Genomic DNA, 26,350 nt, shown 5'->3' on the forward strand with positions numbered 1-26,350 from the left:
GAATGCCACATTGGGGAACTACGCACTACTCGCTCGCTAACTCGATCGGGGAGCTATTTTGCTGTGGGCTGGCGTGCTGCCGCGGTCCCGTTCGGGTGTTAAATCGCGGAAAAGGGAGCGAGCGGTCCGTTCGTGTCGACAGCTTCTGGTTTTCGCTGCTCGGTTGTGAGCATGGTTGATTCGTGAGACGTGGCGAATGGGCCAGCCATCCTTTGGTACGTGGCCAGAAGAACTGTCCAACCGTCGTCCGAACTTCCGAACTCGAAGAGATCGGGCTCGCGCGGCGGACAATCTATCAACGGTGTCTTCCCGGAGGTCCCTGGCGCCGACTGCTACCCGGCGTCATTCTGCTGAACTCAGGAGTGCCGAGCGATCGACAACGAATCGACGCCGCACTGCTCCGTGGGGGAAGCGATGCGATGGTGACGGGGTTGTGGGCCGCTCGTTCCTACGGCCTTCGCCGCACACCGGAGCCGGCCGAAGTACATCTGCTGGTGCCTGCGGAACGAGAGGTCACCAGCGTCGGGTTCGCCCTGGTCGAGCGCACGATACGGCTACCCCCACCTGTCCAGCTGCACGGCATTCCGATCGCACCTGCCGAACGGGCCGTGCTCGACGCGGCCCGGAGAATGCGTGACTTCGACGATATCCGCGCGATGCTCGCCGAGGCGGTCCAGCGCGGACGCTGTCGACCCGAGGTACTGGCCCGGGAACTGCAACTGGGCAGTCAGCGCGGCTCGGCCTTGCCCCGCCGGGCCATCATCGAGCTGCTGGCTGGTGCGCGGTCCGTCGCCGAGGGCGATGCACTGCATATCTGGAAACGCGCGGGTCTGCCCGAAGCCGAATGGAACAAACCGGTCTATGACGAATACGGCGTGTACGTCGGAACGCCGGATGCCTGGCTCGATTCCGTGGCATTCGCCTGGGAGATCGACTCCAGAGAGTTCCATTTCGAGATCGCCGGTTACGCGCGCACGCTGGCGCGCAATGCCCGCTATTCCGCAGCCGGAGTCGTGGTTCTGCAGACACTGCCCATACGGTTGCGGACCGAGCCGGATGCCGTCATCAACGAGCTACGTGCTGCCTACGCGGCGGCCCAGCGTCGCCCTCGCCCGCCCCTGCGCCTCGGCTGAGTGGTTCCCCAATGTGGCATTGGGGACGTTAGACGTCCCGAATGCCACATTGGGGAACCTCAAGTTCCCGAATGCCACATTGGGGAACTCCCGGGTGCCCCGGGGCGCGGGCCTGTCAGCCGCTCTTGCGGCGGAAGTTGCGCTTGCTGGCGGCTGGCCCGTGTGCCTGCGTGACCTTCGGGCCGAGGTTCTCGTGTGCCGCGCCTGCCTTGGCGTGCGCCTGCTTGCGCTCGAGTGCCTCGCGGAACTTCTGCTTGACGTCGTCGTCGGTACCGGCGTCCTGTGCGGGGGCTGAATCTGTCATGCGAACCTCCGAGGTCCCGGTGAGTATCTCCTCGCAGCCTGCCAGGTGACACCGGTGGTGGCCACTGATTTGCGGTGACCACCACGATCGGGACGCGGAAGGAAGCCCTAGTCCGAGCCGCAGGTGATCTTCGGCTGCGGGTTGTACTTGACCGTGTGTGGCTCGCGCCGCACCACGGCTCCCGAAGACGCGTCCTTGAGGACCCTGGTGTCGGACGTGGTGAAACCGGGCGCACCGTTACTCGGCTTGCAGTTCTCGTCCGGCCCTTCCTCGGTCGGCGGGTCGACGAAGTCCGTCCGCTCCCCGGGCACGGACTCCACCTCGTACCGCTTTGTGCCCCACAACCGGACGGTGATCGATGAGGGGGTCCAGACCGTCTGGATCGCGACACCGGTCTCGGCGTCGTTGGTGAACTTCAGGTCGATGATGCTGGCGCCGTTGGGGCTCTGGAAGACCGTGGCCTCACGTGCGGCCGGATAACGGCTGATGTAGTAACTGTGCTCCTTGTGCCCCGCGTCCTTCATACCCGCGAAGTACGACGCGTTGTACAGCGTGGTGGCGAACTGTGAGATCCCACCGCCGACCGCCTTGCCCGGCGCGCCGTCCTTGATGATGCCCGCGGGCACGTAGCCCTGCGCCGTGCCGCGCGGGCCCGTGTGCCCGTTGAGGCTGAATGTGTCGCCCGGTTTCACGATCGCACCGTCGACCTCTTCGGCGACCTTCCGGATGTTCACCCCGGAGTCCGGGGCGAAGTCACCGGTGGTGAACTCGCCGATGACCTCCTTGATGCCCAGCTTCTCCGCTTCCTCTGTGGTCACCTCGGCGGGCTTCTTCTCGTACTCCGCGGTGAGCTCGCGCTCGTCCTCGCGCTTGAGTACGTCGAGAAGGGGCTTCAGGGTCTTGTCCCACTTGATCGAGTTGCCCTCCACGGAGGGGTGCACGGTGGGCTTGCCTCCCTCGAACACGATCGTGGCGTCCTTGCCTACGGTCTCGGTGGACTTCAGCTCCTCGGCGAGCCCCTCGATCATCTTCTTCTGGTCGATCTTGGGCGCGAGCGAGCCGCCGTCGCCGGGTTCGAACGTCAGGCCCTGCGCGATCTCCTCGGGCGCCAAAGTGGCGTCCTTGCCTTCGCCGTGTACCACGACCGGTGCGGAAACGGCGGGTTCAGCCACCTGTTCCATGGCGACCTGGACGGCATCCTCCGTGATGGTCACGGGTGTCACCGACACGGGAAGCTCCAGTGGCTGACCGGAAGCCCACTGTCCGAGCATGATCTGGGTGGCGGCATCGACGTCGAGCTGCTGGCCCTGCTTGGGCTCCACCGCGACCGGCTTCGCCCCCTCGAACTTCACAGACCCCTCGACCGGCTCGCGGTCGACCTTCTTCTGCAGGGCGTTCATCGCGGTCTGCAGCTGGTTCGGCTCGGACTGGGTGACGACGCCTACCTCGGTGGAGGTGAAGAACGAGGTGAGGCGGGTGATCGGGTTCAGCGGTTGGTCCCCGGCCTGGTCCAGCGTGGAACGCCAGTCCATCGCGAGTCCGGCCTCGAGGGGGTCGACGGTCTCCTGCACGTCGCCCGCCGTGATCTGCACGGGCTGCTCGAGGCGCGGCTCGATCTGTTCGCGCAGTGTCTGCTCGGCATCGGACTGACTCATCCCGCCGACTTCGACTCCGGCCACAGTGACGCCCCTGGGCACGCTGCCCTGGCTGATCAACAGGTCGATGCCGTAGAGCAGGGCCAGCACGCCGACGATGGCGCCGCCGATGAGCGCAGGCCTGCGCCACCGGTTCGTCGTGCTCGGCGATTCCCCCGAGGGCTCCCCGGACTGATTGGGAAGCGGATGCTGATCGGTGGGACCGTCGGGAGAACCGGGTAGGGCCGGCAGCACATCCGTCTGGTCGGCGTGCGACTCGGGCCACTGATGATCCTGTGGCAAGACAAAACCCTCCACGTCTTCTGGCGGCGAGTCCAGAGACTCCGAATGCCAAGATACGGGTCGCAGCACCTGGTGGTTCGATTCGCCCTTACGGGGGATAGTCAGGGGCCCTGACCAGCTATTTCTTTCCGTAACCCAGGGTGATCAACGAAGTGTCCCACGTAGGGCAGAATGTTCCAATTAGGTCTCAACTACAGGTTCGAGACGAGGTGAAATGGACTTACTGATCATTGCGGACACGCATATCCCGGTGCGGGCACGTGATCTGCCCGCACCGGTGTGGACGGCGGCCGAGACCGCTGATGTGGTGGTTCACGCCGGGGACTGGATGGAAGTTGCCCTGCTCGACGAACTGACCGCCAGGTCCCAGCGGGTGATCGGGGTGTTCGGCAACAACGACGGGCCGGACCTTCGCGCGCGGTTGCCCGAGGTCGCCCGCGCGGACCTCGAAGGACTCCGGCTCGCCGTGGTGCATGAGACCGGGCAGGCCCGTGGCAGGGAACAACGGTGTGCTCGGGACTTCCCGGATGTAGACGTGCTGGTGTTCGGGCACAGCCACATTCCGTGGGACTCGATGACCGAAGGCGGGATGCGGCTGCTCAATCCCGGCTCGCCGACCGATCGCAGGCGGCAGCCCTACTGCACGTACGTGACAGCGCGAGCGAGTGCGGGAGAACTGACCGATGTCGAGTTCCATCGGCTTCCGCGTCGCGGTTGATCCCACTCAGCGCAGGTGCTTCTCGAACCAGTGCTGGGCGTAGGGACCTGCCGAATAGGCCGGGATCTCCACGTACCCGTGCTTGGCGTAGAGGCCGCGTGCCTCGACCAGGTCGCTCCTGGTGTCCAGCCGCATCGTGCGCGCTCCCAGTGAGCGCGCGGCGTCCTCCGCCGCGGCGAGCAGGATGTTTCCTCCGCTGTGCCCTCGAGCGGCTGGATTCACGAACATCCGCGTCAGTTCGGTGATGTCCGGGGAGAGAACGCGAACCCCGACGCATCCGAGTGCGACGCCCCCGAGGTGTCCGAGCAGGAACCTGCCCGTCGGCGGCACCAGGTTTCCGCTCGGCTCGTCGGTGATCGCGGCGTCGATCTCGGCCGCCGTGGCCTGCCTGCCGTAGTAACGGCCCGCGATGTCGGTGAAGTAGCGTCGCAGTACGGCCAGAGCGTCCGCGGAGCCCGGGTCGGCCGGGGTGATCTTCCACTCATCGTTCACGGCCTGATCCTCGCGACGCTGTCGAACGAGTTTCACCTCACCTGCGACGAGCCCGCGAACAGCCGGATGACCTCGGGCAGCACGCGCACCGGGATGTCCGGGTCGATGGCCCGCTGCACGCCGAGCCCGATGCCCAGGCTGAGTAGGGCGGTGGCGCAGTCGTCCGCAGGCATCGGCAACGGGATGTCGAAGCGCTCGGCATGCGCCGTCAGCAGCCCGGAGATCAGATCGCGGATGGTTCTGTCCCGCTTGGCGAGTTCCGCGCGGATGTGCTGATCGCGACGAGCATTGGTGGCGAACTCCACCTCGAGCGCCGTCCACGCCTCGTCGCCGATACTGCGCTCGGCCCACTCCTGGAACGCGGCGAGCATGCCCTCCATCGAATCGGCCGCCACGAGCGATTCGGCCATGGAGGCCGCCTGCTGCTCGTGAATGGTGTCGAGCACCGCGAGGCACAACTCGTCCTTGTTCTTGAAGTTCGAGTACACGGCTCCCTTGGAGTACCCGGCGACGTCTGCCACCTTCTCCAGAGAAGTCGCTGAATAGCCGTCGCGCAGGAAGAGTTCCCGTGCGGTGTCGACCAGCTGTTGTCTGGTGCGGGCCTGGCTTTCCGCGCGGGTGAGACGTGCCATGGACGTACTGTAAGCGGCGCCGGTATCCGGATACCGGCGGTTTGGCCGTTGTTCGACGCGATCCGCCGTTCGCGCCGCATCAGGTCAGAGTCGTGGCAGCGCGTCGAGGTCTAGGTCGAGATCGAGTGGCTGCTCCGGATCAACCAGCACTCCCGCCGAACTCAGCACGGCCTCCATCGCGCCCCAGACCAGCACGCTCACGTGCTCGACGATCGTCTCCCGATCGAGGGTGCCGTCCACAAGCCACCAGCGAGTGGCTGCCTCGACCGAGCCCACGAGCCCGTGTGCCCAGGGAAGCGTTCCGGTGGAGCGCGCATCGTGGGCGCGCAGGTACTGGTCGAAGACCGCGGCGATCAGACCAGCCATCGCCGTGTTGCCGACCGCGACGGGGTCCGGCCGGTTGGCCGCCAGGAACCGCCGGTCGCCGACCATCCGGAACACGTTCGGATGCTCGGCGACCGCGGCGAAGTAGGCCTGGACACACTGGCGAACCCGGTCGCGTACCGGCGCGGGCTCGCTCAACGCTGGCCTGAGTCGCTCCCACACCAGTTCCGACGCATGTTCGGCGACGGCGACGAACAGGTCGGCCTTGTCGGTGAAATGCCGGTACAGCCGTGGTTTCGCCACTCCGGCCTCGCGAGCGATGTCCGCCATGGCGACTTCGGGGCCATGGCGGTCCAGTGCACGGAATGCGGCGTCCACGAACTCCTTGCGCCGCGTGAGCCGGTGCTGTCGCCAGCGTTCGGTCCGGCCGTCCCGATGGTTGACACCCTCATCCACGAACTGGATAGTACTCGAAGTAACAGATACTGGCGGTACGCCATATCCGGTGTGGAAGTGAGGCAGTCGAATGAAGGACTTCGGTGGCAAGGTCGCGGTGATCACGGGCGCCGGTTCGGGAATCGGCAGGGCCCTCGCGCTCGATCTCGCGGGTCGTGGCGCTCGCCTCGCCGTTTCCGACGTCGACTCGGCGCGCGTCGCCGATACCGCGGCATTGTGCGAGAAGGCCGGAGCCGAGACGCGGTCGTATGTGTTGGATGTCGCAGATCGGACCGCTGTGCTCGCGCACGCCGAGCAGGTCGCAGGTGATTTCGGCCAGGTGAACCTGGTCGTGAACAACGCGGGAGTCGCCCTCACGGCCACGGTCGAGGAGATGGACTGGGCGGAGTTCGACTGGTTGATGGGGATCAATCTGGGTGGAGTCGTGCACGGGACCAAGGCCTTCCTGCCGCACCTGATCGCGTCCGGGGACGGCCATCTGGTCAACGTCTCCAGCGTGTTCGGCTTCATCGGGGTGCCCACTCAGAGCGCCTACAACGCCGCCAAGTTCGCGGTGCGCGGCTTCACCGAGGCGTTGCGGCAGGAGATGCTGATGGAGTGTCGCCCTGTACGGGTCAGCTGTGTGCATCCCGGTGGGATCAGGACCAACATCGCCAGGGACGCCCGTGGTCTCGAAGGGGCCGACGCGGATCGAGCCGCCCGCCTCTTCGAACGGATCGCCCGCACCAGCCCCGAGGCCGCGGCCAGGACGATTCTGCGCGGTGTCGAGCGCGAGCGGCCCCGGATCCTGATCGGACCGGACGCCTACGTCATCGACGCCCTTCCGCGGTTGTTCGGCGCCGGTTACCAACGCATGGTCGCTCTCGCGGGCAAGCGCATCCTGCCCTGATCCGGGGGACGAGCCCGCATCGTCAGAAATGAGGCGAGCGCCACTTTCCCGATCACGCGTGCCGCCTGTGCCCGGTCACGCGCGGAGGTGGCCTGGGCCACGTTCCGACCACGGATTCCAGCCCTACCAGCATGTTCGACCGGTTCTCCCGCACGCTGGGGTGACTCGCCGGTAACCCCGGCCCCGTCCCTTCGCGTGCGGCCGCCGGCACCGCCGACGTGGAGAAACCATCCGTTGCGGGGTGGTCGTGCCAGGCGGTGCGAACGACGCGAATGGTCGAGGGCTACGATCCCCCTAGTCGCCGGATCAGGCCATGTTCCCGGCGGCACGAACGGTGACCACCACAAGGTTGACTGCAGGAGGCAGGAGTGACGGCCGTAGCCCCCAAGCCGATCGCCACGCGTCCGTATCCGGCGCACGATCCGGTCAAGGGTTCGTACCTGCTGCGGCTGTTCCGCACGACGGACCACAAGCAAATCGGCATCATGTATCTCGTCACGTCGTTCGCCTTCTTCATGGTGGGCGGCGCGATGGCGATGCTGATTCGCACCGAGTTGGCCCGTCCGGGACAGCAGTTCCTTTCGGCGGAGCAGTACAACCAGCTCTTCACCATGCACGGCACGATCATGCTGCTGCTGTACGCGACGCCGATCTTGTTCGGCTTCGCGAACTTCATCCTGCCGCTGCAGATCGGGTCGCCGGACGTCGCGTTCCCGAGGCTGAACGCGTTCTCCTACTGGCTGTACCTCTTCGGTGGGCTGATCGTCGTCTCCGGCTTCCTCACCCCCGGTGGTGCGGCCGACTTCGGCTGGTTCGCCTACACCCCACTGTCCGACGCGATCCACTCGCCGGGTGTCGGTGCGGACCTGTGGATCACCGGACTCGCGGTGTCCGGTCTCGGCACCATTCTCGGTGCGGTCAACATGATCACCACGGTGGTCTGCCTCCGCGCTCCCGGAATGACGATGTACCGGATGCCGATCTTCACCTGGAACATCCTGGTGACCAGCCTTCTGGTGCTGCTGGCGTTCCCCATCCTCACCGCGGCCCTGCTCGGCCTGCTCGCGGACCGGCACCTCGGTGCCCACGTGTTCGACCCTGCCAACGGTGGGGTGATCCTGTGGCAGCACCTGTTCTGGTTCTTCGGCCACCCCGAGGTCTACATCGTGGCGCTGCCGTTCTTCGGCATCGTGTCGGAGATCTTCCCGGTGTTCAGCCGCAAGCCGATCTTCGGTTACAAGGGCCTGGTCTGGGCGACCCTCGCCATCGCGGCGCTGTCGGTCGCGGTCTGGGCGCACCACATGTATGCGACCGGCGCCGTGCTGCTGCCGTTCTTCGCCTTCATGACCTTCCTGATCGCGGTGCCGACCGGCGTGAAGTTCTTCAACTGGATCGGCACGATGTGGAAGGGGCAGCTCAGCTTCGAGACGCCGATGATCTTCTCGATCGGCTTCCTCGTCACCTTCCTCTTCGGTGGCCTCACCGGCATCCTGCTCGCCGCGCCCGCCATCGACTTCCACGTGTCCGACAGCTACTTCGTGGTGGCGCACTTCCACTACGTGCTCTACGGCACGATCGTGTTCGCGACCTTCGCCGGGATCTACTTCTGGTTCCCGAAGATCACCGGGCGGATGCTGGACGAGCCACTGGGCAAGCTGCACTTCTGGACCACGTTCATCGGCTTCCACGGCACCTTCCTCGTGCAGCACTGGCTGGGCAACGAGGGCATGCCGCGGCGGTACGCCGACTACCTGGCCAGCGACGGCTTCACGACACTTAACACGATCTCCACGATCGGCGCCTACATTCTCGGCGCGTCGACGCTGCCGTTCATCTGGAACATCTTCAAGAGCTACCGCTACGGCGAGGTAGTCACGGTGGACGACCCGTGGGGTTACGGCAACTCGCTCGAGTGGGCGACCTCCTGCCCGCCGCCGCGGCACAACTTCACCGAGCTGCCCCGGATCCGGTCCGAGCGGCCCGCCTTCGAGCTGCACTACCCGCACATGGTGGAGCGCCTCGGATCCGAGGGGCACATCAGCTTCACGGGTAAGCCGCTCACCCACACGGAGGCGCGACGAGCTCCTTCGGAGCAGTTGACGGAAGCCGTCATTCCCGGCGACCACGACCACGACAACGCCAGCGAGGGCGGCTCGGACCAGAAGTGAGCACGACGCCCGTCCTCATCTCCACGACCGGCCCGGACAAGCCCGGGGTCTCCTCGGTGCTGTTCGCCGCGCTGACCCGGCACGGCGTCGATGTCCTCGACGTCGAGCAGGTGGTTATCAGGGGACAGCTGGTGCTGGGTGTGCTCGTCGCCGTCGAGCATGATCCCGAGGCGCTGCAGGAGGCCGTCGAGCAGGCGATGGCCACCGTCGGTATGCACGTCGACGTGCGTATCGGGTCGGCCATCGGCGACGATCCGTTCGCGCCGGGGAAACAGGGTTCCAGCCACGTACTGGTGGTGCTCGGTCGCCCGCTCACCGCGCGTGCGTTCACCGAGGTGGCACGCAGGCTCGCCGGGGTCGACGCGAACATCGACTCGATCCGCAGCGTCGCGGACTACCCGGTCACCGGCCTGGAGATCTACGTCTCGGTCGCGAAGGACACCGACACCGCCGACGAGGAGCTGCGCGCCGTGATCGCGGACGCGGCGTCGAAAGTCGGTCTGGACGTGGCCGTCGAGCGGGCAGGACTGGCACGCCGGGCGAAGCGGCTGGTGGTCTTCGACGTGGACTCGACCCTGGTGCAGGGCGAGGTCATCGAGATGCTCGGCGGGCACGCGGGTGTGGAGCCGGAGATCCGGAAGATCACCGAGGCCGCGATGCGCGGCGAGCTGAACTTCACCGAATCGCTGGAACAACGGGTGGCGCTGCTCGAAGGGCTGCCGGAGGCGATGCTCGACGAGGTCGCCGATTCGCTGGAGCTCACACCAGGCGCCCGAACCACGGTGCGAACGCTGAAGCGCCTGGGATTCCGTTGCGGTGTGGTCTCCGGTGGCTTCACCAGGATCATCAATCGTCTGGTCGACGATCTGGGGCTGGACTTCGCCGCGGCCAACGATCTGGAAGTGGTGGACGGCAAACTCACCGGGCGCGTGGTCGGTGAAGTCGTCGATCGGGCGGGCAAGGCCGTTGCTCTGCGCCGGTTCGCGGCCGACTTCGGCATCCCGCTCGCGCAGTGCGTCGCCGTGGGCGATGGCGCCAACGACATCGACATGCTCGCCGCCGCAGGCATGGGCGTCGCCTTCAATGCCAAACCCGCGTTGCGCGAGGTTGCCGACACCGCGTTGTCGCACCCCTATCTCGATGCGGTGCTGTTCGTGCTGGGAGTCACTCGTGCCGAGGTCGAGGCCGCCGATGCGGCCGACGGTCTCGAGCTGCAACGGCCGTGAGCCTGCAACCGCTGGCCGCCCGCTACGCGTCCTGGCTCGGCCTGTCCGCGGAGGACACCGCCGACACCTCTGACGAGGATCCAGGTCAGGTCCGGGCGATGCCCGTGGTCCTGCGGATCGAACGCGGGGATCCGCCCGGCCGTACCCCGTTGCTGGAGGCGGCGGCCGCTGCGGCGCTCGCGGTATGCCTCGACCCGCGATCCGAGCCGGAGGGTGAGTGGCACGAGCCGGTCAGTGCCTGGATCGACGGCCGGATCCGCAAGGTCGCTCGCCGCGCCCGGGGTGCCCACTGGAAGGCCGTACAGGACCTGCCTGGTGTGACGATCACGGTGGACGGGGCACAGGCGCGGGCGTTGCTGCCCGGGCTGGTGTCGGAGACGCCGAAGGAGATCGCCAGGCTGCAGATCTCCGGCAGCGAGCTGCCCGCGGACGAGCCTGGTCCGCCGCCGGAGGCCGTGCCGTTGCTGCTGCTGAATCCGGCGGTGACGATGACCGTCGGCAAGGCCGCCGCCCAGGTGGGACACGCGACGATGATTCTGGCCGCATTGCTCGACCCGGGGCAGCTGGCAGGCTGGGAGGCGCAGGGGTACCGCTGCGCGGTGCGCACGGCGACCTCCGCCGAATGGCGTGACCTGCACCCGGGGGAAGACCCCGAGCACGCCTGGCGCGAGCGTCAGGTGATCGCCGTACGGGACGCCGGCTTCACCGAGGTGGACCCGGGCACCGTCACCGTGCTGGCCCACTGGCGCTGACCGGACAACACGCCCCGCGTCGCACGCACCCGAGTAGTTCCCGAATGCCACATTGGGGACGTTGAAGTTCCCGAATGCCACATTGGGGAACTACCGCAGGCTCGTCGTGGGGCGGGTGGCGGGCGGCTCAGGAAGCGGCGGTCCAGACTACGTAGGCCTCGTCGGCGTCGGTGGTCATCGCCTCGACGAACTTCTCGTGGTCGAAGCCGGGCAGGCCCTGGAGCCGCTCCAGCAGGGCGTCGGCGGCGGGATCGCCGCTCGGGACTGCCGTGCCCGCGCCGCCGGAACCGGCCAGCATGAAGAACACATCCTCTTTCCACGGTCCCTCAGGGATCACTCTGATCACCACCGCGGACAGCTCCGACCAGGTGACGGACTCCTCGCTCCCGTCGGCCAACTTGCGGCGGACCCCGGTGTCGTCGACGCGGACGGCCCGGGAGTGTGCGTTGGCTGGGTCCTGGGACAACAGGTTCTCCCTCGGTGTTCGGATCGAGATTCACACACCCGCTATCGCGTCGACGGGGTGCGCGCTTGTGCAGGGAAAAATGGCGTCGCGCTCGTGCGACGGTCAGTACAGGGCCGGGACGCGCGCCGCGATCGGGGGGCGATAGCGGCAGGGGGACGTTCGCGGGCTCGACATCACTCTCCTTGCGTTTTGTCCACGGTAGTCCGGTCTGCCGAGCAAGTTCAGGCTGGGGCCGCGGCATCGAGTCTGCGTAGTGCGTCCCTGGCGACCTGGGGATCCGACGTGGGCCAGAACGGGGGCAGCGAGGCGCGCAGAAAACCGCCGTAGCGTGCGGTGGCCAGGCGGGAGTCCAGTACCGCGACCACGCCCTTGTCGTCGACGGAGCGGTGCAGGCGGCCGGTGCCCTGGGCCAGCAGGAGTGCGGCGTGGGTGGCCGACACCGTGAGGAAACCGTTGCCACCCCTGGCTTCCACCGCGCGCTGTCGCGCCGAGGAAACCGGGTCGTCGGGCCGGGGGAACGGCAGCCGGTCGACCAGCACGAGCTGGAGCGACGGCCCAGGTACGTCCACGCCCTGCCAGAGCGACAGCGTGCCGAACAGACAGGTACGTACGTCTTCGGCGAACTTACGCACCAGCAGCGAGGTCGAGTCCTCGCCCTGGCACAGAATCGGGTGTTCCACTCGGTCCCGAAGTTCCTCTGTGGCCTGCTTCGCCGCGCGCATCGAGGAGAACAATCCGAGGGTTCGGCCACCGGCCGCCTCGATCAGCTCGGCGATCTCGTCGAGGGTGGCCCCGCCGAGGCCGTCGCGCCCAGGAGGCGGCAGGTGCCTTGCGACGTACAGGATCCCATTGCGCTTGTGGTCGAACGGTGAGCCGACGTCGATCCCGGTCCACCGCAGCTCGTCATCGTCCGCGGGTGGGGCCTTCTCGGTCGCGGTTCCCGACGGTTTCTTCGCTGTGGCCGCGGTGCCGGGTGAACTCTCCTTGACCGAGGCCAGCGGCGGTAGCCCCCACTGCCGCGCGAGCGTGTCGAATGTGCCCCCCAACGTCAGGGTGGCCGAGGTGAGAACCGTGGTGTTCAGGGCGAATACGCGCTCGCGCAGCAATCCGGCCACGGCCAGCGGAGCCACGTGCAGCGCGGGCGGGCGCGGGTTCGCCGAGAACTGGTCACCGCTGAGCCAGACCACGTCCCGCTGGTGCGCCTGGTCCGGCTCGAACGCCTCCAGCAGGCGGACGGCGGTGTCGTGCACCTCCTCGAGCAGGGTTCGGGCCAGCTTCCGGGCCGTGGCCTCCTCGAGTTCCTCCTTGCGCTCCGAGCCCAGCATGCTTAGGCAGCCGTGCGCCGCATCGCGAACTGCGGGGAGTGCGCCCTGCAACGGCTGGGGCAGGGCGTCCATCCGTCCGGGACGAAGATCGTCCAGCACCAGGGCGAGACCGTCACCGGCCTCCAGCAGCCGGTCGGCGACGTCGGCGTCGATCAGCTTGCCGCAGCGGCGGGTGGCCGCCGTGATCATCGCGCTGGTGAGTTCGGCTGTGGCGACGGAGGTGACCCGGTCCACGAGTTCGTGTGCCTCGTCGATGATCACCAGATCGTGCTCGGGCAGCACCTGGTAGCCCTGCAGCGCGTCGATTGCCAGCAATGCGTGGTTGGTGACCACGACGTCCGCCCGCCCGGCCTCCGCCCTTGCCTGCTCGGCGAAACAGTCGGTGCCGATCGGGCAGCGGGCGGCGCCGAGACACTCCTTGGCCGTCACCGAGACCTGACGCCAGGCCTGATCCGACACCCCGGGCACCAGCTCGTCACGATCGCCGGTCTCGGTGTCCGAGGACCATTCGTGCAGGCGCTTGACCTCTTTGCCCATACGCGACACCGCGAACGGGTCGAACAGCGCGGCGTCCTCGGGTTCTTCGGGCGCGCCGCTGTCAAGCCGGTGCAGGCAAAGGTAGTTCCGCCTGCCTTTGAGGATCGCGAACGTCGGTTCGCGCCCCAGTGGCTTCTTCAGCGCCTTGGCGAGCCGGGGCAGGTCCCGATCGACGAGTTGGCGCTGCAGCGCGATCGTCGCCGTGGAGACCACGACCGTGGCCTCCCGCTCCACCGCGTGCCGGATCGCGGGTACGAGGTAGGCCAGTGACTTCCCGGTACCGGTACCTGCCTGTACAGCGAGGTGCTCACCGGTGCGGATCGCCTTGCCAACGGCCTCCGCCATCTCGACCTGGCCCGTCCGTTCGGTGCCGCCCACGGCCTCGACCGCGTGCGTCAGCAATTCCCCGACACCGGGAAGACGGGTTCTGGGTAGCTCGGGCACGGGGAGAGACGTTACCGCGCACCACCGTCAGGAACGGGCCAGGCTGCCCGCGCCGGTCAGGATTCCTTGCGGATCCGCCTGACCAGCGCCCACGCCGCGGGCAGCAGGCCCGCCGCGAGTGCGATCTTCATGGCGTCGCCGAGCAGGAAGGGCACGACCCCCTTCGCCAGTCCGGTACTCAGATCGAAGCCGGCCGAGGCCATCAGCCATGGCAGCCCGACCGCGTAGATCGCCAGGTTGCCGAGGAGCATCGTGCCCGCCATCCGTACCGGCGTGCGGTCTCCGCCCCTGGCTGCCAGCGCGCCCACGAGGGTGGCGGCGAGGACGAACCCGACGATGTAGCCGGCGCTCGCGCCGAACAGACCCGAGGTGCCGTTGTTGAACCAGGGGACACCGGCCGCGCCCGCGAGCAGGTACAGCAGCAAGGCCGCACCGCCGCGCTGCCAGCCGAGTGCGGTGCCCACCAGCAGGGCGGCGAAAGTCTGCCCGGTCATCGGCACGGGGCTGCCCGGGATGGGGAACACGACCTGCGCGGCGAGCCCGGTGAAGGCGGCGCCGCCCACAACCAGCGTGAGGTCACGCACGAGTGCGCCGGGAACGAGATCCGCCAGTACCGGTTTGCGGCTGGCGATGGACAGCGAAGACACGAAGACCTCCTGATTGGTGCGCGCAAACTGTCCGCAAAGTAGCGCGTGATCGGCTTTCGCACCCCGCTCGAGTCAGGTTTCTCACGCCCGTGAATCCACACGACCGGGTGGCAGGGGCCGCTGCCGGTCACGCCAAGGACTTCATCCGCCGATGTCGAAGGGGCAGAAGCACCAGCAGCGGGCAAGGAGAGACGATGTCGAACGTCAGGTCGAAGATCAACCGGAGTGCGGTCACGGTCGCACTGGCGGGCGGACTGCTCGCGACGGCGGTTCCCGCCGAGGCCGCACCGGTTGTCGCCGTGGCGTCGGCGTCGGTGGGCAGTGCCGACATCGTCGTGTCCGGGCAGCCCGCGCACGCCGCGCCCATCGCCGTCTGCGAGGTGGACGGCAAGCAGTCCAACAGCACGACGGGCGGGTATGCGGGTACGAAGACCAAGTTCGGCAGGGGGACGACCGAATGTGCGCGCGACGCCGACGGCAGGGCGTCCGCGAGTGCGTCCGGACAGCGGTTCGAGACCAGTGTGCTGCGCCAGTTCGGCGGGCCCACGCTGCGGGTGCGGACGTTCTCCGCCCGATGCAACACGACGGCCAACGGCAGCAGCGGGTACATCGAGTTGAGCGGTGCTTCCGGGTTCTCCGTGCCGAGGGAGATCCAGTCGAACCACACGATCCTGATCCCCGGCCGGGCACAGGGCGATCCGCCGATGGCTCGGCTCGTGCTCAACGAACTGGACGTGCCGACGCCTGCGGACGGCAGTCTCACGACGAACGCCCTGCGCATCACGCTGTTCCCGGAAGGCGGCCCCGCCAGCGGCGACATCGTCGTCGGCAGCGCCAGTTGTGACCCGTACGGCGCCTGACGCCCGTCCCCGGCCCTTGGTGCGCCTGCAAGTACGCCCAAGCAAGATCGTTTATGCGCTAACCGCTACCAAGTCGCCGGGGACTTGGTAGCGGTTAGCGACGCTCTTGATCTTGCTTGGGCGTACTTGCAGACGCTCCTAACCAGCTACGGCGGGTGCACCTTCGAGTTCGACTCCCGCGGCTCGGAGTTCGTCGAGTGCGGGGTCCACTGTGGAGCGGGAGACGCCCGCGGTGAGGTCGAGCAGGACGCGGACGTCGAATCCGGCGCGTGCCGCGTCCAGTGCGGTCGCCCGGACGCAGTGGTCCGTGGCGATTCCGACGACATCCACCCGGTCCACCCCATGCTCGCGCAGCCAGTCGGCGAGCTGTTCGCCGGATCCGGTACTGCCCTCGAATCCGGAGTAGCCGTCGCTGTACTGGCCCTTGGAGAACACCCTCGACACCGGGCCGACGTCGAGTTCGGGATGAAACGATGCGCCCGCCGTTCCCGCGACGCAGTGCCTCGGCCAGGACCGGACGAAATCCGGGTTGTCACTGAAATGGGCGCCCGGATCGATGTGGTAGTCGCGGGTGGCCAACACGTGGTCGTGATTGCTGCCCGCCAGGTATTCGGAAATGGCCGTCGCCACCGCTGCTCCACCGGCGACGGCCAATGCGCCGCCCTCGCAGAAATCGTTCTGCACGTCCACCACGATCAGTGCGTTGCCCATGACAACCTCCTGGGTCAGGCCTTCTCGCCGGAGACGAACATCGTCGGGATGGCCGGCTCGCCGTGGGAGAGCTTCAATCCCTCCCACGGAAGACTGACCAGTCCCCGGCGCAGCAGTTGCCTGCTGTCTTCCAGGGTGGGCAGTTCGCCGGTCACCTGTCCACCCCGCACGAGCGGAATCTGCAGAACACGATCGTGCTCGCCCAGTTCCGGGACGGTGTCGGCCTGGTAGATGACCTCCTCCAGCGCGGTGCCCGTCTCGCGGTGCCGCCGCACGGCCGACTTGCGCCCGCCCCGCGACTCCTTGTGGGTACTGCGCTTCTCCACCGGCCGCCCCTCGACCTCGACCAGCTTGTAGACCATGCCCGCGGTCGGCGCACCGGAACCGGTGACCACCGACGTGCCCACCCCGTACGCGTCCACCGGCTCGGCGCGCAGCGCGGCGATCGCGTGCTCGTCCAGGTCACCGGACACCACGATCCGGGTGTCTTTCGCGCCGAGACGGTCGAGCTGCTCGCGGGCCCTGCGGGCCAGTGGCCCCACATCCCCGGAGTCGATGCGAATCGCGCCGAGTTCCGGCCCGGCGACACGCACCGCGGTCTCGATGCCCGCGGTGATGTCGTAGGTGTCGACCAACAGGGTGGTATCCGTCCCCATCTTGGCGATCTGTGCGCGGAAAGCTTGTTCCTCGTTGTCGTGCAGCAGCATGAAGGCGTGCGCGACGGTGCCACGGGTGGTGATGCCGTACCGCCTGCCCGCCTCCAGGTTCGACGTGGTCGCGAAGCCGGCCAGGTAGGCGGCGCGTGCGGCGGCGACGGCCGCGTACTCGTGGGTGCGCCTGCCGCCCATCTCGATGATCGGCCTGCCGTTGGCGGCTCCGCTCATCCGCGCCGCGGCCGAGGCGATGGCGCTGTCGTGGTTGAGGATCGAGAGCACCAGCGTCTCCAGGATGACGGCTTCCGCGAACGTCCCCCGGACAGTCAGGATCGGGGAGCCGGGGAAGTAGAGCTCCCCTTCCGGATAGCCCTCGATGTCGCCCGAGAAGGTGTAATCGGCCAGCCACGAGAGGGTCGCGTCGTCCACCACGGCGGTGGACTCCAGTTGGGCGAGTTCGGCCTCGGTGAACCGGAAGTCCGCGATCGCTTCAAGTACCCGCGCGGTGCCCGCCACCACGCCGTATCGGCGGCCGCCGGGAAGGCGCCGCGCGAAGACCTCGAAGACACACCGCCGATTGCCTGTGCCGTCGGCCAGGGCACTGCCCAGCATGGTCAGCTCGTAGTGATCGGTGAGCAGCGCCGTACTCGGTCCCGCACCAGTCTCGGATGCCATACCGCCACCCTATTCACCCACACGGCCGCCCTACTCGCCCACACCGGATGCGGGCCGTGACACCATGGGGACATGACCACGCCTGTCGAGGCCGGACAAACAATCGGCGCCGAACAAGGTGCCGAGGACAGACCGTGGCAGACCATCGTCTGGAACGATCCGGTGAACCTGATGTCGTACGTGACGTACGTCTTTCAGAAGCTCTTCGGCTACAGCCGCGATCACGCCACGAAGCTGATGCTCGACGTGCATCACAAGGGTAAGGCCACGGTGTCCTCCGGCAGCAAGGAAAAAGTGGAGGGTGATGTGGCGAGGCTGCATGCGGCGGGGCTCTGGGCCACCATGGAGCAACCATGACCGCCGACGTATTTGTCTCAGCGGAGGCGGCGATATGACCGCCGACGTGTTTATCTCAGCGGAGGCGGCGATATGACCGCCGACGTGTTTACCTCAGCGGAGGCGGCGATATGACCGCCGACGTACTTGTCTCAGCGGAGGCGGCGATATGAAGGGCTGGCGCCGCAAGGGTGCCAAGGTGGTCGCCGGGTTCGAGCAGCAGGAAGCCGCGGTGATCCGTGGGCTGGTGAGCCAGCTCGAGGACATGTTGCGCGCTCGGTCCGACGAAGCACCGCAGGACGAGCTGGCCGAGCTGACCGGCATCCGCACCGGACCGTCTGAGTCGCCCAACGACCCCGTGCTGTCCCGGCTGCTGCCGGACTTCCACAGGCTGGACCCCGACAACCCGAGCAAGGAGGACCTCGACTCCGCCGCGGCGTTGCGCTCGTTGCACGAGCCGGAGGTGCTCGAGGCGAAGGTCGGTGTCGCCACGGTGGTGCTGGGGTCCCTCCCGCCCGACGGCGGTGACGTGAAGCTGACCCTGGAGCAGGCCGACGCCTGGCTGTCGGCGATCAACGACGTCCGGCTGGCGCTGGGTACCGCGCTCGACGTCAGCGAGGACATGCCGGACGAACTGCCCGAGGACGATCCGCGCGCCCCGCATCTCGGTGTCTACCACTGGCTCACCTGGGTGCAGGAGACGCTGGTGCAGGCGCTGGCGGAGTAGTTACGTGGTCCACAACGCGATCACGGACGTACCTGGTGTGCTCGTCGGCACGTACGAGCGCGTCGGGGACGGCTGGGCGACCGGCACCACCGTGGTCCTGGTGCCGGACACCGCGACCGGTGCCGTCGACCAGCGTGGGGGCGCTCCGGGGACCCGAGAGACCAACCTGCTGGAGCCGGAGAACCTGGTGCAGCGGGTCAACGCCGTCTGCCTGTCCGGTGGCAGTGCCTACGGTCTCGCCGCCGCCGACGGGGTCATGCGCTGGCTCGGCGAACGTGACCTGGGTTTCCGGGTGGGCGCACAGCCGCACGAGGTGGTGCCGATCGTGCCCGCAGCGGTGCTGTTCGACCTCCCGCGCAGCGACTGGGGCAACCGGCCCGACCCGAGTTTCGGTTACGCGGCCTGCGCCGCTGCCGGAAGCGGGCCCGTGGTGGAGGGAACGGTCGGGGCGGGCGCCGGGGCGCAGGTCGGCTCGCTCAAGGGCGGGATCGGGACCGCGAGTGAGGTCGTCGACGGGTTCACCGTGGGCGCGCTGGCCGCTGTGAACGCCTCCGGTGAAGCCGTCAGCTACGACACCGGTCTGCCGTTCGCGGCGGATCACGAGGTGGACGGCGAGTTCGGGGTGCGGTGGCCGAACCGGCCTGCCGAGCGGCCGAAAACCCTGGCTACCGACCTGAACACCACGATCGGCGTCGTCGCTGTCGATGCCGCGCTGTCCAAGGCCGAGTGCAGGCGGCTTGCGGTCGCCGCGCAGGACGGCCTCGCCCGCTCGGTGCGTCCCGCGCACACCATGTTCGACGGGGACACCGTGTTCGCGCTGGCCACAGGGGCGCGGGAGCTACCGGAGGCGAGCGGGCCGATCGGCGAGATGTCCAGGGCAGGTGCGTTGGACGCGCTGTGCTCGGCCGCCGCGCGGGTGTTCGCGCGGTCGATGGTGCGGGGTCTGCTGACCGCGACGGCCGTCGCGGGCCTCCCGGCTTATCGCGATCTGTGGCCGGAGGCTTTCGTGTCAGGCTGAGGACATCTGAGAACGGCGGATTGCGAGGTCATGGTGATTTGTGGAACTCGGCTGACGAAGTCCCGCTATCGAGGCGGCAGGGCGTCGAGCAGCAGAACCGGAGAGCTGCTGGGAGTCAGAGCCCTGGCGACTCGATCGCGGACCCGAGTTCTCAGACAGGCTGAGTGGTGGTTCTCACCCTGTGGACCATCGGTTTCCACCAAGTAGGATATGGGCGTGCTTCGTATCCGCCGTGACCTTGTCGACGAGATCGTCGCCCACGCCCGCCGGGACCATCCCGATGAGGCGTGCGGGGTGATCGCCGGTCCCGACGGCAGCGACCGGCCGGAGCGGTTCATCCCGATGCTGAACGCGGCGCGCTCGCCGACGTTCTACGAGTTCGACTCCGGGGACCTGCTCCGGCTCTACCGGGAGATGGACGCCAACGACGAGGTCCCGGTGGTGATCTACCACTCGCATACCGCGACCGAGGCCTACCCGTCGCGCACCGACATCTCCTACGCCTCCGAACCGTTCGCGCACTACGTGCTCGTCTCCACCCGTGAGCCCGAGGAGCACGAGTTCCGCTCCTACCGGATCGTGGACGGAGTGGTCACCGAGGAGCCCGTCGAGGTCGTCGAGTCGTACATGTTCGCCAACACCGGCAACGACGACGCACCTGATCGGTGAGTCACGTCCGGGAATACTCCCGTGCGCCCGAACGTCAGCCCTGAGCAGAACCAGGCCCGAACCAGCGGAGGTTATCCATGGCCGTCACCGTTTCCATCCCCACCATCCTGCGTACGCACACCGGCGGCGAGAAGTCCGTCGAGGCGGCCGGCAAGACCGTCCTCGAGGTGATCGACGACATCGAGGCGAAGCACGGTGGACTCAAGGACCGCCTGGTCAAGGACGAGAAGCTGCACCGCTTCGTCAACATCTACGTCAACGACGAGGATGTGCGCTTCGCCGGCGGACTCGAGGCCGAGGTCAAGGACGGCGACTCGCTGACCATCCTGCCCGCGGTCGCAGGCGGCGCACGCTAACCGTGGCCCGCTACGAGTCGCTCCTCGACACACTCGGCGGCACCCCGCTGGTGGGTCTGCCGCGGTTGTCCCCCTCGCCGGATGTGCGCCTGTGGGCGAAGCTCGAGGACCGCAATCCCACGGGGTCGATCAAGGACCGGCCCGCGCTGGCGATGATCGAGGCCGCCGAGTCCGAGGGCAGGCTCAACAAGGGGTCCACGATCCTGGAGCCGACCTCCGGCAACACCGGGATCTCGCTGGCCATGGCCGCGAAGCTCAAGGGCTACGGGCTGGTCTGCGTGATGCCGGAGAACACCTCGGCCGAGCGCAAGCAGCTGCTGCAGGCCTACGGCGCCCGGATCGTCTACTCGCCCGCCGCGGGCGGGTCGAACGAGGCCGTGCGCCGCGCCAAGGAGCTGGCCGAGGCGAACCCGGACTGGGTGATGCTCTACCAGTACGGGAACCCGGCCAACGCCGAGGCGCACTACTCCGGCACCGGACCCGAGCTGCTGAAGGACCTGCCGACGGTGACGCATTTCGTCGGCGGGCTCGGTACCACCGGCACGCTGGTCGGCGTGGGCCGCTACCTGCACGAGCAGAAGCCGGACGTGCAGATCATCGCGGCCGAACCGCGCTACGGCGAGCTGGTCTACGGACTGCGCAACCTCGACGAGGGGTTCGTGCCGGAGTTGTACGACCCGGACGTGCTCAACGGCCGCTACTCGGTCGGCGCCTACGACGCACTGCGCCGGACCAGGGAGCTGCTGGAGAACGAGGGTATCTTCGCGGGCATCTCCACCGGTGCGGTGCTGCACGCGGCACTCGCGGTGGCGGAGAAGGCCGCGGCCAGGGGCGAGCAGGCCGACGTCGCGTTCGTCGTCGCCGACGCGGGCTGGAAGTACCTTTCCACCGGTGCCTACAGCGGCTCGCTCGACGAGGCCGCCGAGCGCCTCGACGGCCAGCTCTGGGCCTGATCTCAGGGAGAATGCCCGAGGTGCCGACGCCGGGGCGGCCGTAGCCTGGAGGACGTGAGCATGATGTCTGGACAGCCAGCCCATCCCGCGTCGGCCAAGCGAATCCTTCCCGCCGACCCCAAGTCGGCCGGCGCGGTCGCGATCGCCTTCACCTTGCTGCTGTACCTGGTGGAGCTGGTCGACACCGTTCTGCCTGCCGAGCTCGACCGCGGGGGCATCGCGCCGCGGTCGGTGGACGGGTTGGACGGGATTCTCTGGGCTCCCGTGCTGCACGGGAGCTGGGGTCACCTGCTGAGCAACACCATCCCCGTTCTGGTGTTCGCGTTCCTCACCATGGCGGGCGGTCTCGGTCAGTGGATCGTCGTCACGGCCACGATCTGGATCCTCGGCGGAGCTGGCGTATGGCTGGTGGCCGAGCCGAGCACCTATACGGTCGGCGCGTCCGGGCTCGCGTTCGGCTGGCTCGCGTTCCTGCTGGTCCGGGGCATCTTCAACCGCAGTGGTAGCCAACTGCTGCTGGCCGGCATGCTGCTGTTCATCTGGGGCGGCATGCTCTGGGGTGTGCTGCCCAGTAACCCGAGCATCTCCTGGCAGGGCCACCTCTTCGGGGCACTCGCGGGCATCCTTGCCGCCTGGGTCGTCGGGCGGGCGGGGCGCCGGAAGAAGGCGTCGCCACCAGGCGGAGCCGCGCATCCGGATAACCTCGGGATGTGACTGCAGCTTCGGACGCACCGATCGGCGTGTTCGACTCCGGCGTCGGCGGCCTGACGGTCGCCCGCGCGATCGTCGACCAGCTCCCCGCCGAGCGACTGCGCTACGTCGGCGACACCGCCAACAACCCCTACGGCCCGCTGCCCATCGCCAGGGCACGTGAGCTGGCGCTCGCCGCACTGGACGAGCTGGTCGACGGCGGAGTCAAAGCACTGGTCATCGCTTGCAACACGGCGTCCGCGGCCTGCCTTCGCGACGCGCGCGAACGCTACGACGTGCCGGTGGTCGAGGTGGTGCTGCCCGCCGCGCGCAGGGCGGTGTCAGCCACTCGTTCGGGTCGTATCGGCCTGATCGGCACCGAGGGCACCGTGCGTTCCCGTGCCTACGACGACGCCGTTGCCGCCGCCCCCGACGTACAACTGAGCAGCGTGGCCTGTCCGAGATTCGTGGACTTCGTGGAGCGCGGCAGCACCTCGGGCAGGCAGGTGCTCGGACTGGCGCAGGGCTACCTGGAGCCGCTGTTGCGTGCCGAGGTGGACACGCTGGTGCTCGGCTGTACGCACTACCCGCTGCTCACCGGGGTCCTGCAGATCGTCATGGGCCAGGAGGTGACGCTGGTGTCCAGCGCGGAGGAGACGGCGAAGGACCTGGTCCGGGTGCTCACCGAACTCGACCTGCTCGCCGAGCCCGGCTCCGCGCCCCGACACGAGTTCGTGGCCACCGGTTCGCCCGAACCGTTCACCCGGCTCGCACATCGGTTCATGGGGTTCGCACCGGGAGCGCTACTGGTCACCGGCGCGGCGGCCTCGACGCTCTAAGGTGTCCGGCGTGACAGAACAGGAGCCGGGGCAGATCGTGCAGATCTACACCGATGGCGCGTGCAGTCCCAATCCGGGCCCCGGCGGCTGGGGAGCGGTGCTGCGTTACGGCACGCACGAGAAGGAGATCTACGGCGGGGAAGCCGGCGAGACGACCAACAACCGTATGGAGTTGAGTGCGCCGATCCAGGCACTGGAAAGCCTGAAGCGCCCGGTGGTCGTGCGGCTTTACACCGACAGCACCTACGTGCGCAATGGCATCACCAAGTGGGTGGCCAACTGGAAGAAGAACGGCTGGCAGACCGCGGGCAGGACCCCGGTCAAGAACGCCGACCTGTGGCAGCGCCTCGAGGCGGCTGCCGCACGGCACCAGGTGGAGTGGCTATGGGTCAAGGGCCACGCGGGGCACCCGGAGAACGAGCGGGCGGACCGGCTGGCCGTCAGGGGACTGGAGGAGATCACCGGAAGGGTCGTGATTCAACCTTCTCGGTGAGCCACCGGAGGCTGGTGCGGAATGATCTTGGGGCAAGGCCGCGCCAGGGCCGAGTTTCGTGGCCTCGCTCCCGTCGTGGGGTGCGACGGGGATTTCTTGCATAGGGTGTCGAGCGTGCGACTGACGATTCTCGGCTGCGCGGGCAGCTTCCCCGGCCCGAACACGGCGGCGTCGGGCTACGTGATCGAAGCCGACGGCTTCGTGCTCGGGCTCGAACTCGGAAACGGCACACTGGCCGAGTTGCAGGGCCTGCGCAGCCCGTTCGACCTGGACGCTCTCGTCCTGTCGCACCTGCATCCCGATCACTGTGCCGATGTCAGCGCGCTGACCGTCTTCCGCCGCTACCACCCCGACCCGCCGTACGCGGTGCGCCCGCGCAGGCTGCCGCTCTACGGCCCGGCGGAGACACCGGCTCGCCTGGCCAACGCCTACGCCCCGCACGAGAGCGAACGGGTGCGGACCGATCTCGCCGACGTCTACGAATTCCACACGCTGAAAGCCGGAATGGTGCCGATCGGACCGTTCGAGGTCACCTCGTTCCCGATGGACCATCCGACCGAGGCGTGGGGGATGCGGATCAGTTCGCCCACCGCGACCATCGCTTACACGGGGGACACCGGCCCGTGTGCCGCGTTGGACGATTTGACCACCGGTGTCGATGTGTTGCTGTCCGAGGCGTCGTGGACCGACGCGCCGGATCGGCCTCCCGGCGTGCACCTGTCAGGCAGGCAGGCGGGGGAGCTCGCCGTCCGGGCGGGTGCGGGCAGGCTGCTGCTCACCCACGTGGCCCCCTGGACCGATCACGACGCCGTGCTCGCCGAGGCCAGGGAAGTCTTCCCCGACGCCGAACTCGTCCGGCAGGGCGCGGTCTACGAGATCTGAGCGGCGGCTCCGTCCGGTCCGGCGCAGCACCAGCCAGGCGAGCAGGCCCACCGGGATGATCAGCCAGCACGACAGCAGCCGGTAGGTCAGTACCGCTGCCGCGGCAGGTGACCCGGTGGCCCCCGCTGCGGCCAGACCAGCGAGCAGACTGATCTCGATCACGCCGATTCCCCCTGGTGTCAGCGGAATCTGTCGCACGATCTGCACGGTCAGGTAGATGGTCGCGAGTTCGAGCGGGCCGATCTCGATTCCGAACGCCCTGACCGCCGCGTACAGGCAGGCCAGTTCGGTCAGCCAGTTCCCGATCGCCGCCGCGAGTGCGAGCAGCCAGTGCCGGGGGGCGACGGCACGGGAGTTGACGGCCGCCTCGACCGCGGGCCGGACCACCACCGCCAGCCACGGCCACATCCGGGGTAGCCGGACGGTCGCGGGTCCGGCGACGGGGTGCCTGCGGCGAGTGGCGGCCAGCCGCCTGACCGCGAAGACGGTGATTGCGGTGAGCAGCGCCGCCGACGCGATCGTGAGCGCGGGATGGGCGTTCCACGCGGCGGACAGCCGGAGCAGTGCGGCCGTCAGGGCCCCGGTGCCGTACAGCAGTGCGAGACCGAGCAGCGACAGCACGCCGGAGAGCACCATCACGGCTGTGGCTGCCGCGCGGTCGGCGCCGCCTGCCCGGAACTCCCGGAAGGCGTACGCCGCGGACACCGCGGAGCCCGCGGGCAGGCTGATGGAGATCGCCGAGCGGCTGTAGGCCAGCGCCAGCGCCCTGTGCCGGGGAATGGTGACGCCGAACGCCGTCAGCAGCCTGCGCTGCTGACGGGCGAACATCGCCATGGAGACGAACTCGGCGATACCGGCGGCGAGCAGCCAGCGGTGGTCCGCCGAGGTGAGGGCCCGGCCGACGTCCGAGGGGGAGGGAAACCGGTCGCGCAGGGTCAGCACCACGAGGGCGAGCACGGCGAGGGTGCCGACCAGTTGAACGACTCTGCGTCGGGTGAGCACGGTGGTCATCGACGTACCCCCAATTCATCTCACGATGAGTTATGCGAGCCGCAGGGGGATTTAGTCAACGAGCGTTGAAAAAATGTGGCGTGGACGTCAGGGCGTGGACGTCAGCTCGCGGCGAGGTAGGTCAGATGGTCGTCGGCCAGTTCTCGGGCGTAGGCGTGCATCAGCGCGACCAGGCTCAACGCGCCGCCGGGTGCGTCGAACTCGGCGAGGTCATAGGCCAGCACGGCGCCGCGGTAACTGGGGGTGGCGTTGGTGACGTCGGTGAACCAGTCGTGGAAGGCGATCTGGGGCTGCTCGCCGGGTCCGACCGGGGGTGCGACGAGGTCCAGCGGTGCGGGCCGGTTGCGCAGCATCCAGCGGTAGAACTCGGAGTAGGCGAAGAACCGTTGCTCTACCCCGGTCGGCGAGACGCCGTGGACCCGCTCGGCCAGCAGCACGCCGTGCTCGGTGGAAGCCTGCTCGGCGACGCTCCAGGCCCTGTCGTGGGTGGAGCGGGCGCGCAGGTCGCCGTCACGCAGTGCCGTCAGGTAGTCGGCCCACAGCTGCGACCCCGGATTGCCGAAGGTGCCGCCTGCACGTCCGAGGGCCAGGGCGATGCCGCGTTCGATGCCCTCGACGATGCCGGCGTCCACATGCGAGACCCACGTGCCCGGCGCACCCATCTCCCGATCACGGAAGAACGTGATGATGCCTTCGATGTTGCGCCAGCGGGGCAGGTAGCCGGGGACGATCTCGGCGGCCGGGCCGCTGGACATCGCGCGGACGAAGGCGAGCCGTTCGTCCATCGACATCAGGTCGATGTCGGCTGCCGTGCAATCCAGTGCGGCAGCGCAGTCCGCAGGCCCCCGGTGTTCCTGCGCCAGTACGACGGCGGGGCTCAGCGTGAGGCAGAGCGCGGTGGTCAGCAGCGCGGCGACGGCGGCACGGATCCGGTGCATCGAGACTCCCCAGTGACGGTGATCGCGCGGATCCTATCGGGCCTCGCACTTTCCCGGGAAAGTGCGAGGCCCGAACCGGGGCGGCGGGG

The 26,350-nt window shown here is 68.1% G+C and carries 28 protein-coding genes and 1 pseudogene; 17 read left to right on the forward strand and 12 right to left on the reverse strand.

Going from position 1 to position 26,350, the window contains the following annotated elements; all coding sequences use genetic code 11:
• Positions 1-419 precede the first annotated feature (419 nt).
• Positions 420-1,133: a hypothetical protein gene (locus D0C15_RS17555; protein ID WP_342768581.1), complete on the forward strand. Its 714-nt coding sequence runs from the start codon at positions 420-422 to the stop codon at positions 1,131-1,133.
• A 115-nt stretch (positions 1,134-1,248) separates the two neighbouring features.
• Here the strand turns inward: D0C15_RS17555 and D0C15_RS17560 are convergent, their stop codons facing one another.
• Both D0C15_RS17560 and D0C15_RS17565 read right to left on the reverse strand, forming a co-directional pair.
• A complete protein-coding gene (locus D0C15_RS17560; RefSeq protein WP_116046625.1) occupies positions 1,249-1,437 on the reverse strand; it encodes a DUF5302 domain-containing protein in 189 nt (62 codons plus the stop codon).
• A 107-nt stretch (positions 1,438-1,544) separates the two neighbouring features.
• Complete coding sequence (locus D0C15_RS17565; RefSeq protein WP_116046627.1) at positions 1,545-3,374, reverse strand: VanW family protein; 1,830 nt, start codon at positions 3,372-3,374, stop codon at positions 1,545-1,547.
• 214 nt (positions 3,375-3,588) lie between these two features.
• Between D0C15_RS17565 and D0C15_RS17570 the strand changes: the two genes are divergently transcribed.
• Complete coding sequence (locus tag D0C15_RS17570; RefSeq protein WP_116046630.1) at positions 3,589-4,092, forward strand: metallophosphoesterase family protein; 504 nt, start codon at positions 3,589-3,591, stop codon at positions 4,090-4,092.
• A gap of 6 nt (positions 4,093-4,098) precedes the next feature.
• Here D0C15_RS17570 and D0C15_RS17575 read toward each other — a convergent pair whose 3' ends face one another.
• The 3 genes from D0C15_RS17575 to D0C15_RS17585 all read right to left on the reverse strand — a co-directional run bounded on the left by D0C15_RS17575 (position 4,099) and on the right by D0C15_RS17585 (position 5,996).
• Positions 4,099-4,584, reverse strand: coding sequence for a GNAT family N-acetyltransferase (locus D0C15_RS17575; RefSeq protein ID WP_211323238.1), 486 nt, complete (start codon positions 4,582-4,584; stop codon positions 4,099-4,101).
• 32 nt (positions 4,585-4,616) lie between these two features.
• On the reverse strand, positions 4,617-5,216 hold the full coding sequence (locus tag D0C15_RS17580) for a TetR/AcrR family transcriptional regulator (RefSeq protein ID WP_116046633.1): 600 nt from the start codon (positions 5,214-5,216) through the stop codon (positions 4,617-4,619).
• Between the two features lie 84 nt (positions 5,217-5,300).
• The gene (locus D0C15_RS17585; protein ID WP_162830114.1) at positions 5,301-5,996 is read right to left on the reverse strand and encodes a TetR/AcrR family transcriptional regulator; all 696 of its coding nucleotides are present in this window, start codon (positions 5,994-5,996) and stop codon (positions 5,301-5,303) included.
• Positions 5,997-6,066: 70 nt separating this feature from the next.
• On the opposite strand from D0C15_RS17585, the gene D0C15_RS17590 reads away from it, so the two are divergent.
• The 4 genes from D0C15_RS17590 (at position 6,067) to D0C15_RS17605 (ending at position 11,031) form a co-directional block, all read left to right on the forward strand.
• Positions 6,067-6,885, forward strand: coding sequence for an SDR family NAD(P)-dependent oxidoreductase (locus D0C15_RS17590; RefSeq protein ID WP_116046636.1), 819 nt, complete (start codon positions 6,067-6,069; stop codon positions 6,883-6,885).
• Positions 6,886-7,253: 368 nt separating this feature from the next.
• A complete protein-coding gene (gene ctaD / locus D0C15_RS17595; protein ID WP_116046638.1) occupies positions 7,254-9,053 on the forward strand; it encodes an aa3-type cytochrome oxidase subunit I in 1,800 nt (599 codons plus the stop codon).
• Entirely contained in the window at positions 9,050-10,279 is a 1,230-nt protein-coding gene (gene serB, locus D0C15_RS17600) for a phosphoserine phosphatase SerB (RefSeq protein ID WP_116046641.1), read from the forward strand. Before ctaD ends, serB begins: the two co-directional genes overlap by 4 nt.
• Positions 10,276-11,031 carry a peptidyl-tRNA hydrolase gene (locus D0C15_RS17605; RefSeq protein WP_211323239.1) on the forward strand — a complete coding sequence of 252 codons (756 nt, stop codon included), beginning with the start codon at positions 10,276-10,278 and terminating at the stop codon, positions 11,029-11,031. Before serB ends, D0C15_RS17605 begins: the two co-directional genes overlap by 4 nt.
• A gap of 127 nt (positions 11,032-11,158) precedes the next feature.
• On the opposite strand, the gene D0C15_RS17610 is transcribed toward D0C15_RS17605, so the two are convergent.
• The 3 genes from D0C15_RS17610 to D0C15_RS17620 form a co-directional block, all read right to left on the reverse strand.
• Positions 11,159-11,497 (reverse strand): hypothetical protein, encoded by a 339-nt coding sequence (locus D0C15_RS17610; protein ID WP_116046643.1) that lies wholly within the window; start codon positions 11,495-11,497, stop codon positions 11,159-11,161.
• Between the two features lie 221 nt (positions 11,498-11,718).
• The gene (locus D0C15_RS17615; RefSeq protein WP_116046645.1) at positions 11,719-13,803 is read right to left on the reverse strand and encodes an ATP-dependent DNA helicase; all 2,085 of its coding nucleotides are present in this window, start codon (positions 13,801-13,803) and stop codon (positions 11,719-11,721) included.
• A gap of 56 nt (positions 13,804-13,859) precedes the next feature.
• Positions 13,860-14,450, reverse strand: a complete 591-nt coding sequence (locus tag D0C15_RS17620; RefSeq protein WP_116046648.1) for a biotin transporter BioY — start codon at positions 14,448-14,450, stop codon at positions 13,860-13,862.
• A 194-nt stretch (positions 14,451-14,644) separates the two neighbouring features.
• Here D0C15_RS17620 and D0C15_RS17625 point away from each other — a divergent pair, with 194 nt between their 5' ends.
• Positions 14,645-15,310, forward strand: coding sequence for a hypothetical protein (locus D0C15_RS17625; RefSeq protein ID WP_116046651.1), 666 nt, complete (start codon positions 14,645-14,647; stop codon positions 15,308-15,310).
• Positions 15,311-15,448: 138 nt separating this feature from the next.
• Here the strand turns inward: D0C15_RS17625 and D0C15_RS17630 are convergent, their stop codons facing one another.
• Both D0C15_RS17630 and D0C15_RS17635 read right to left on the reverse strand, forming a co-directional pair.
• The gene (locus D0C15_RS17630) at positions 15,449-16,021 is read right to left on the reverse strand and encodes an isochorismatase family protein (RefSeq protein WP_116046654.1); all 573 of its coding nucleotides are present in this window, start codon (positions 16,019-16,021) and stop codon (positions 15,449-15,451) included.
• A gap of 14 nt (positions 16,022-16,035) precedes the next feature.
• Positions 16,036-17,349: a nicotinate phosphoribosyltransferase gene (locus tag D0C15_RS17635; RefSeq protein ID WP_116046656.1), complete on the reverse strand. Its 1,314-nt coding sequence runs from the start codon at positions 17,347-17,349 to the stop codon at positions 16,036-16,038.
• Positions 17,350-17,421: 72 nt separating this feature from the next.
• Between D0C15_RS17635 and clpS the strand changes: the two genes are divergently transcribed.
• The 10 genes from clpS to D0C15_RS17685 all read left to right on the forward strand — a co-directional run bounded on the left by clpS (position 17,422) and on the right by D0C15_RS17685 (position 24,312).
• Positions 17,422-17,706 (forward strand): ATP-dependent Clp protease adapter ClpS, encoded by a 285-nt coding sequence (gene clpS / locus D0C15_RS17640; protein WP_116046658.1) that lies wholly within the window; start codon positions 17,422-17,424, stop codon positions 17,704-17,706.
• 148 nt (positions 17,707-17,854) lie between these two features.
• Positions 17,855-18,412, forward strand: a complete 558-nt coding sequence (locus D0C15_RS17645) for a DUF2017 domain-containing protein (protein WP_116046660.1) — start codon at positions 17,855-17,857, stop codon at positions 18,410-18,412.
• Between the two features lie 4 nt (positions 18,413-18,416).
• On the forward strand, positions 18,417-19,430 hold the full coding sequence (locus tag D0C15_RS17650; protein ID WP_211323240.1) for a P1 family peptidase: 1,014 nt from the start codon (positions 18,417-18,419) through the stop codon (positions 19,428-19,430).
• A gap of 210 nt (positions 19,431-19,640) precedes the next feature.
• The gene (locus D0C15_RS17655; protein ID WP_116046662.1) at positions 19,641-20,099 is read left to right on the forward strand and encodes a M67 family metallopeptidase; all 459 of its coding nucleotides are present in this window, start codon (positions 19,641-19,643) and stop codon (positions 20,097-20,099) included.
• 77 nt (positions 20,100-20,176) lie between these two features.
• Positions 20,177-20,455 carry a MoaD/ThiS family protein gene (locus tag D0C15_RS17660; RefSeq protein WP_116046665.1) on the forward strand — a complete coding sequence of 93 codons (279 nt, stop codon included), beginning with the start codon at positions 20,177-20,179 and terminating at the stop codon, positions 20,453-20,455.
• 2 nt (positions 20,456-20,457) lie between these two features.
• Entirely contained in the window at positions 20,458-21,408 is a 951-nt protein-coding gene (locus D0C15_RS17665) for a PLP-dependent cysteine synthase family protein (protein WP_116046667.1), read from the forward strand.
• 63 nt (positions 21,409-21,471) lie between these two features.
• Entirely contained in the window at positions 21,472-22,122 is a 651-nt protein-coding gene (locus D0C15_RS17670; protein WP_116046760.1) for a rhomboid family intramembrane serine protease, read from the forward strand.
• Positions 22,119-22,937: a glutamate racemase gene (gene murI, locus D0C15_RS17675; RefSeq protein ID WP_116046670.1), complete on the forward strand. Its 819-nt coding sequence runs from the start codon at positions 22,119-22,121 to the stop codon at positions 22,935-22,937. Before D0C15_RS17670 ends, murI begins: the two co-directional genes overlap by 4 nt.
• A gap of 10 nt (positions 22,938-22,947) precedes the next feature.
• Positions 22,948-23,430 carry a ribonuclease HI gene (rnhA, locus tag D0C15_RS17680; protein WP_211323241.1) on the forward strand — a complete coding sequence of 161 codons (483 nt, stop codon included), beginning with the start codon at positions 22,948-22,950 and terminating at the stop codon, positions 23,428-23,430.
• Positions 23,431-23,544: 114 nt separating this feature from the next.
• On the forward strand, positions 23,545-24,312 hold the full coding sequence (locus D0C15_RS17685; protein WP_162830115.1) for an MBL fold metallo-hydrolase: 768 nt from the start codon (positions 23,545-23,547) through the stop codon (positions 24,310-24,312).
• Between the two features lie 30 nt (positions 24,313-24,342).
• Here D0C15_RS17685 and D0C15_RS17690 read toward each other — a convergent pair.
• Positions 24,343-25,323, reverse strand: a pseudogene (locus tag D0C15_RS17690) (lysylphosphatidylglycerol synthase transmembrane domain-containing protein); the annotation flags it as partial.
• A 101-nt stretch (positions 25,324-25,424) separates the two neighbouring features.
• Positions 25,425-26,261: a hypothetical protein gene (locus tag D0C15_RS17695; RefSeq protein WP_245975914.1), complete on the reverse strand. Its 837-nt coding sequence runs from the start codon at positions 26,259-26,261 to the stop codon at positions 25,425-25,427.
• Positions 26,262-26,350 lie beyond the last annotated feature (89 nt).

Origin of the sequence: Amycolatopsis palatopharyngis, from assembly GCF_003385185.1 — a bacterium.
GTDB lineage: Bacteria > Actinomycetota > Actinomycetes > Mycobacteriales > Pseudonocardiaceae > Amycolatopsis > Amycolatopsis palatopharyngis.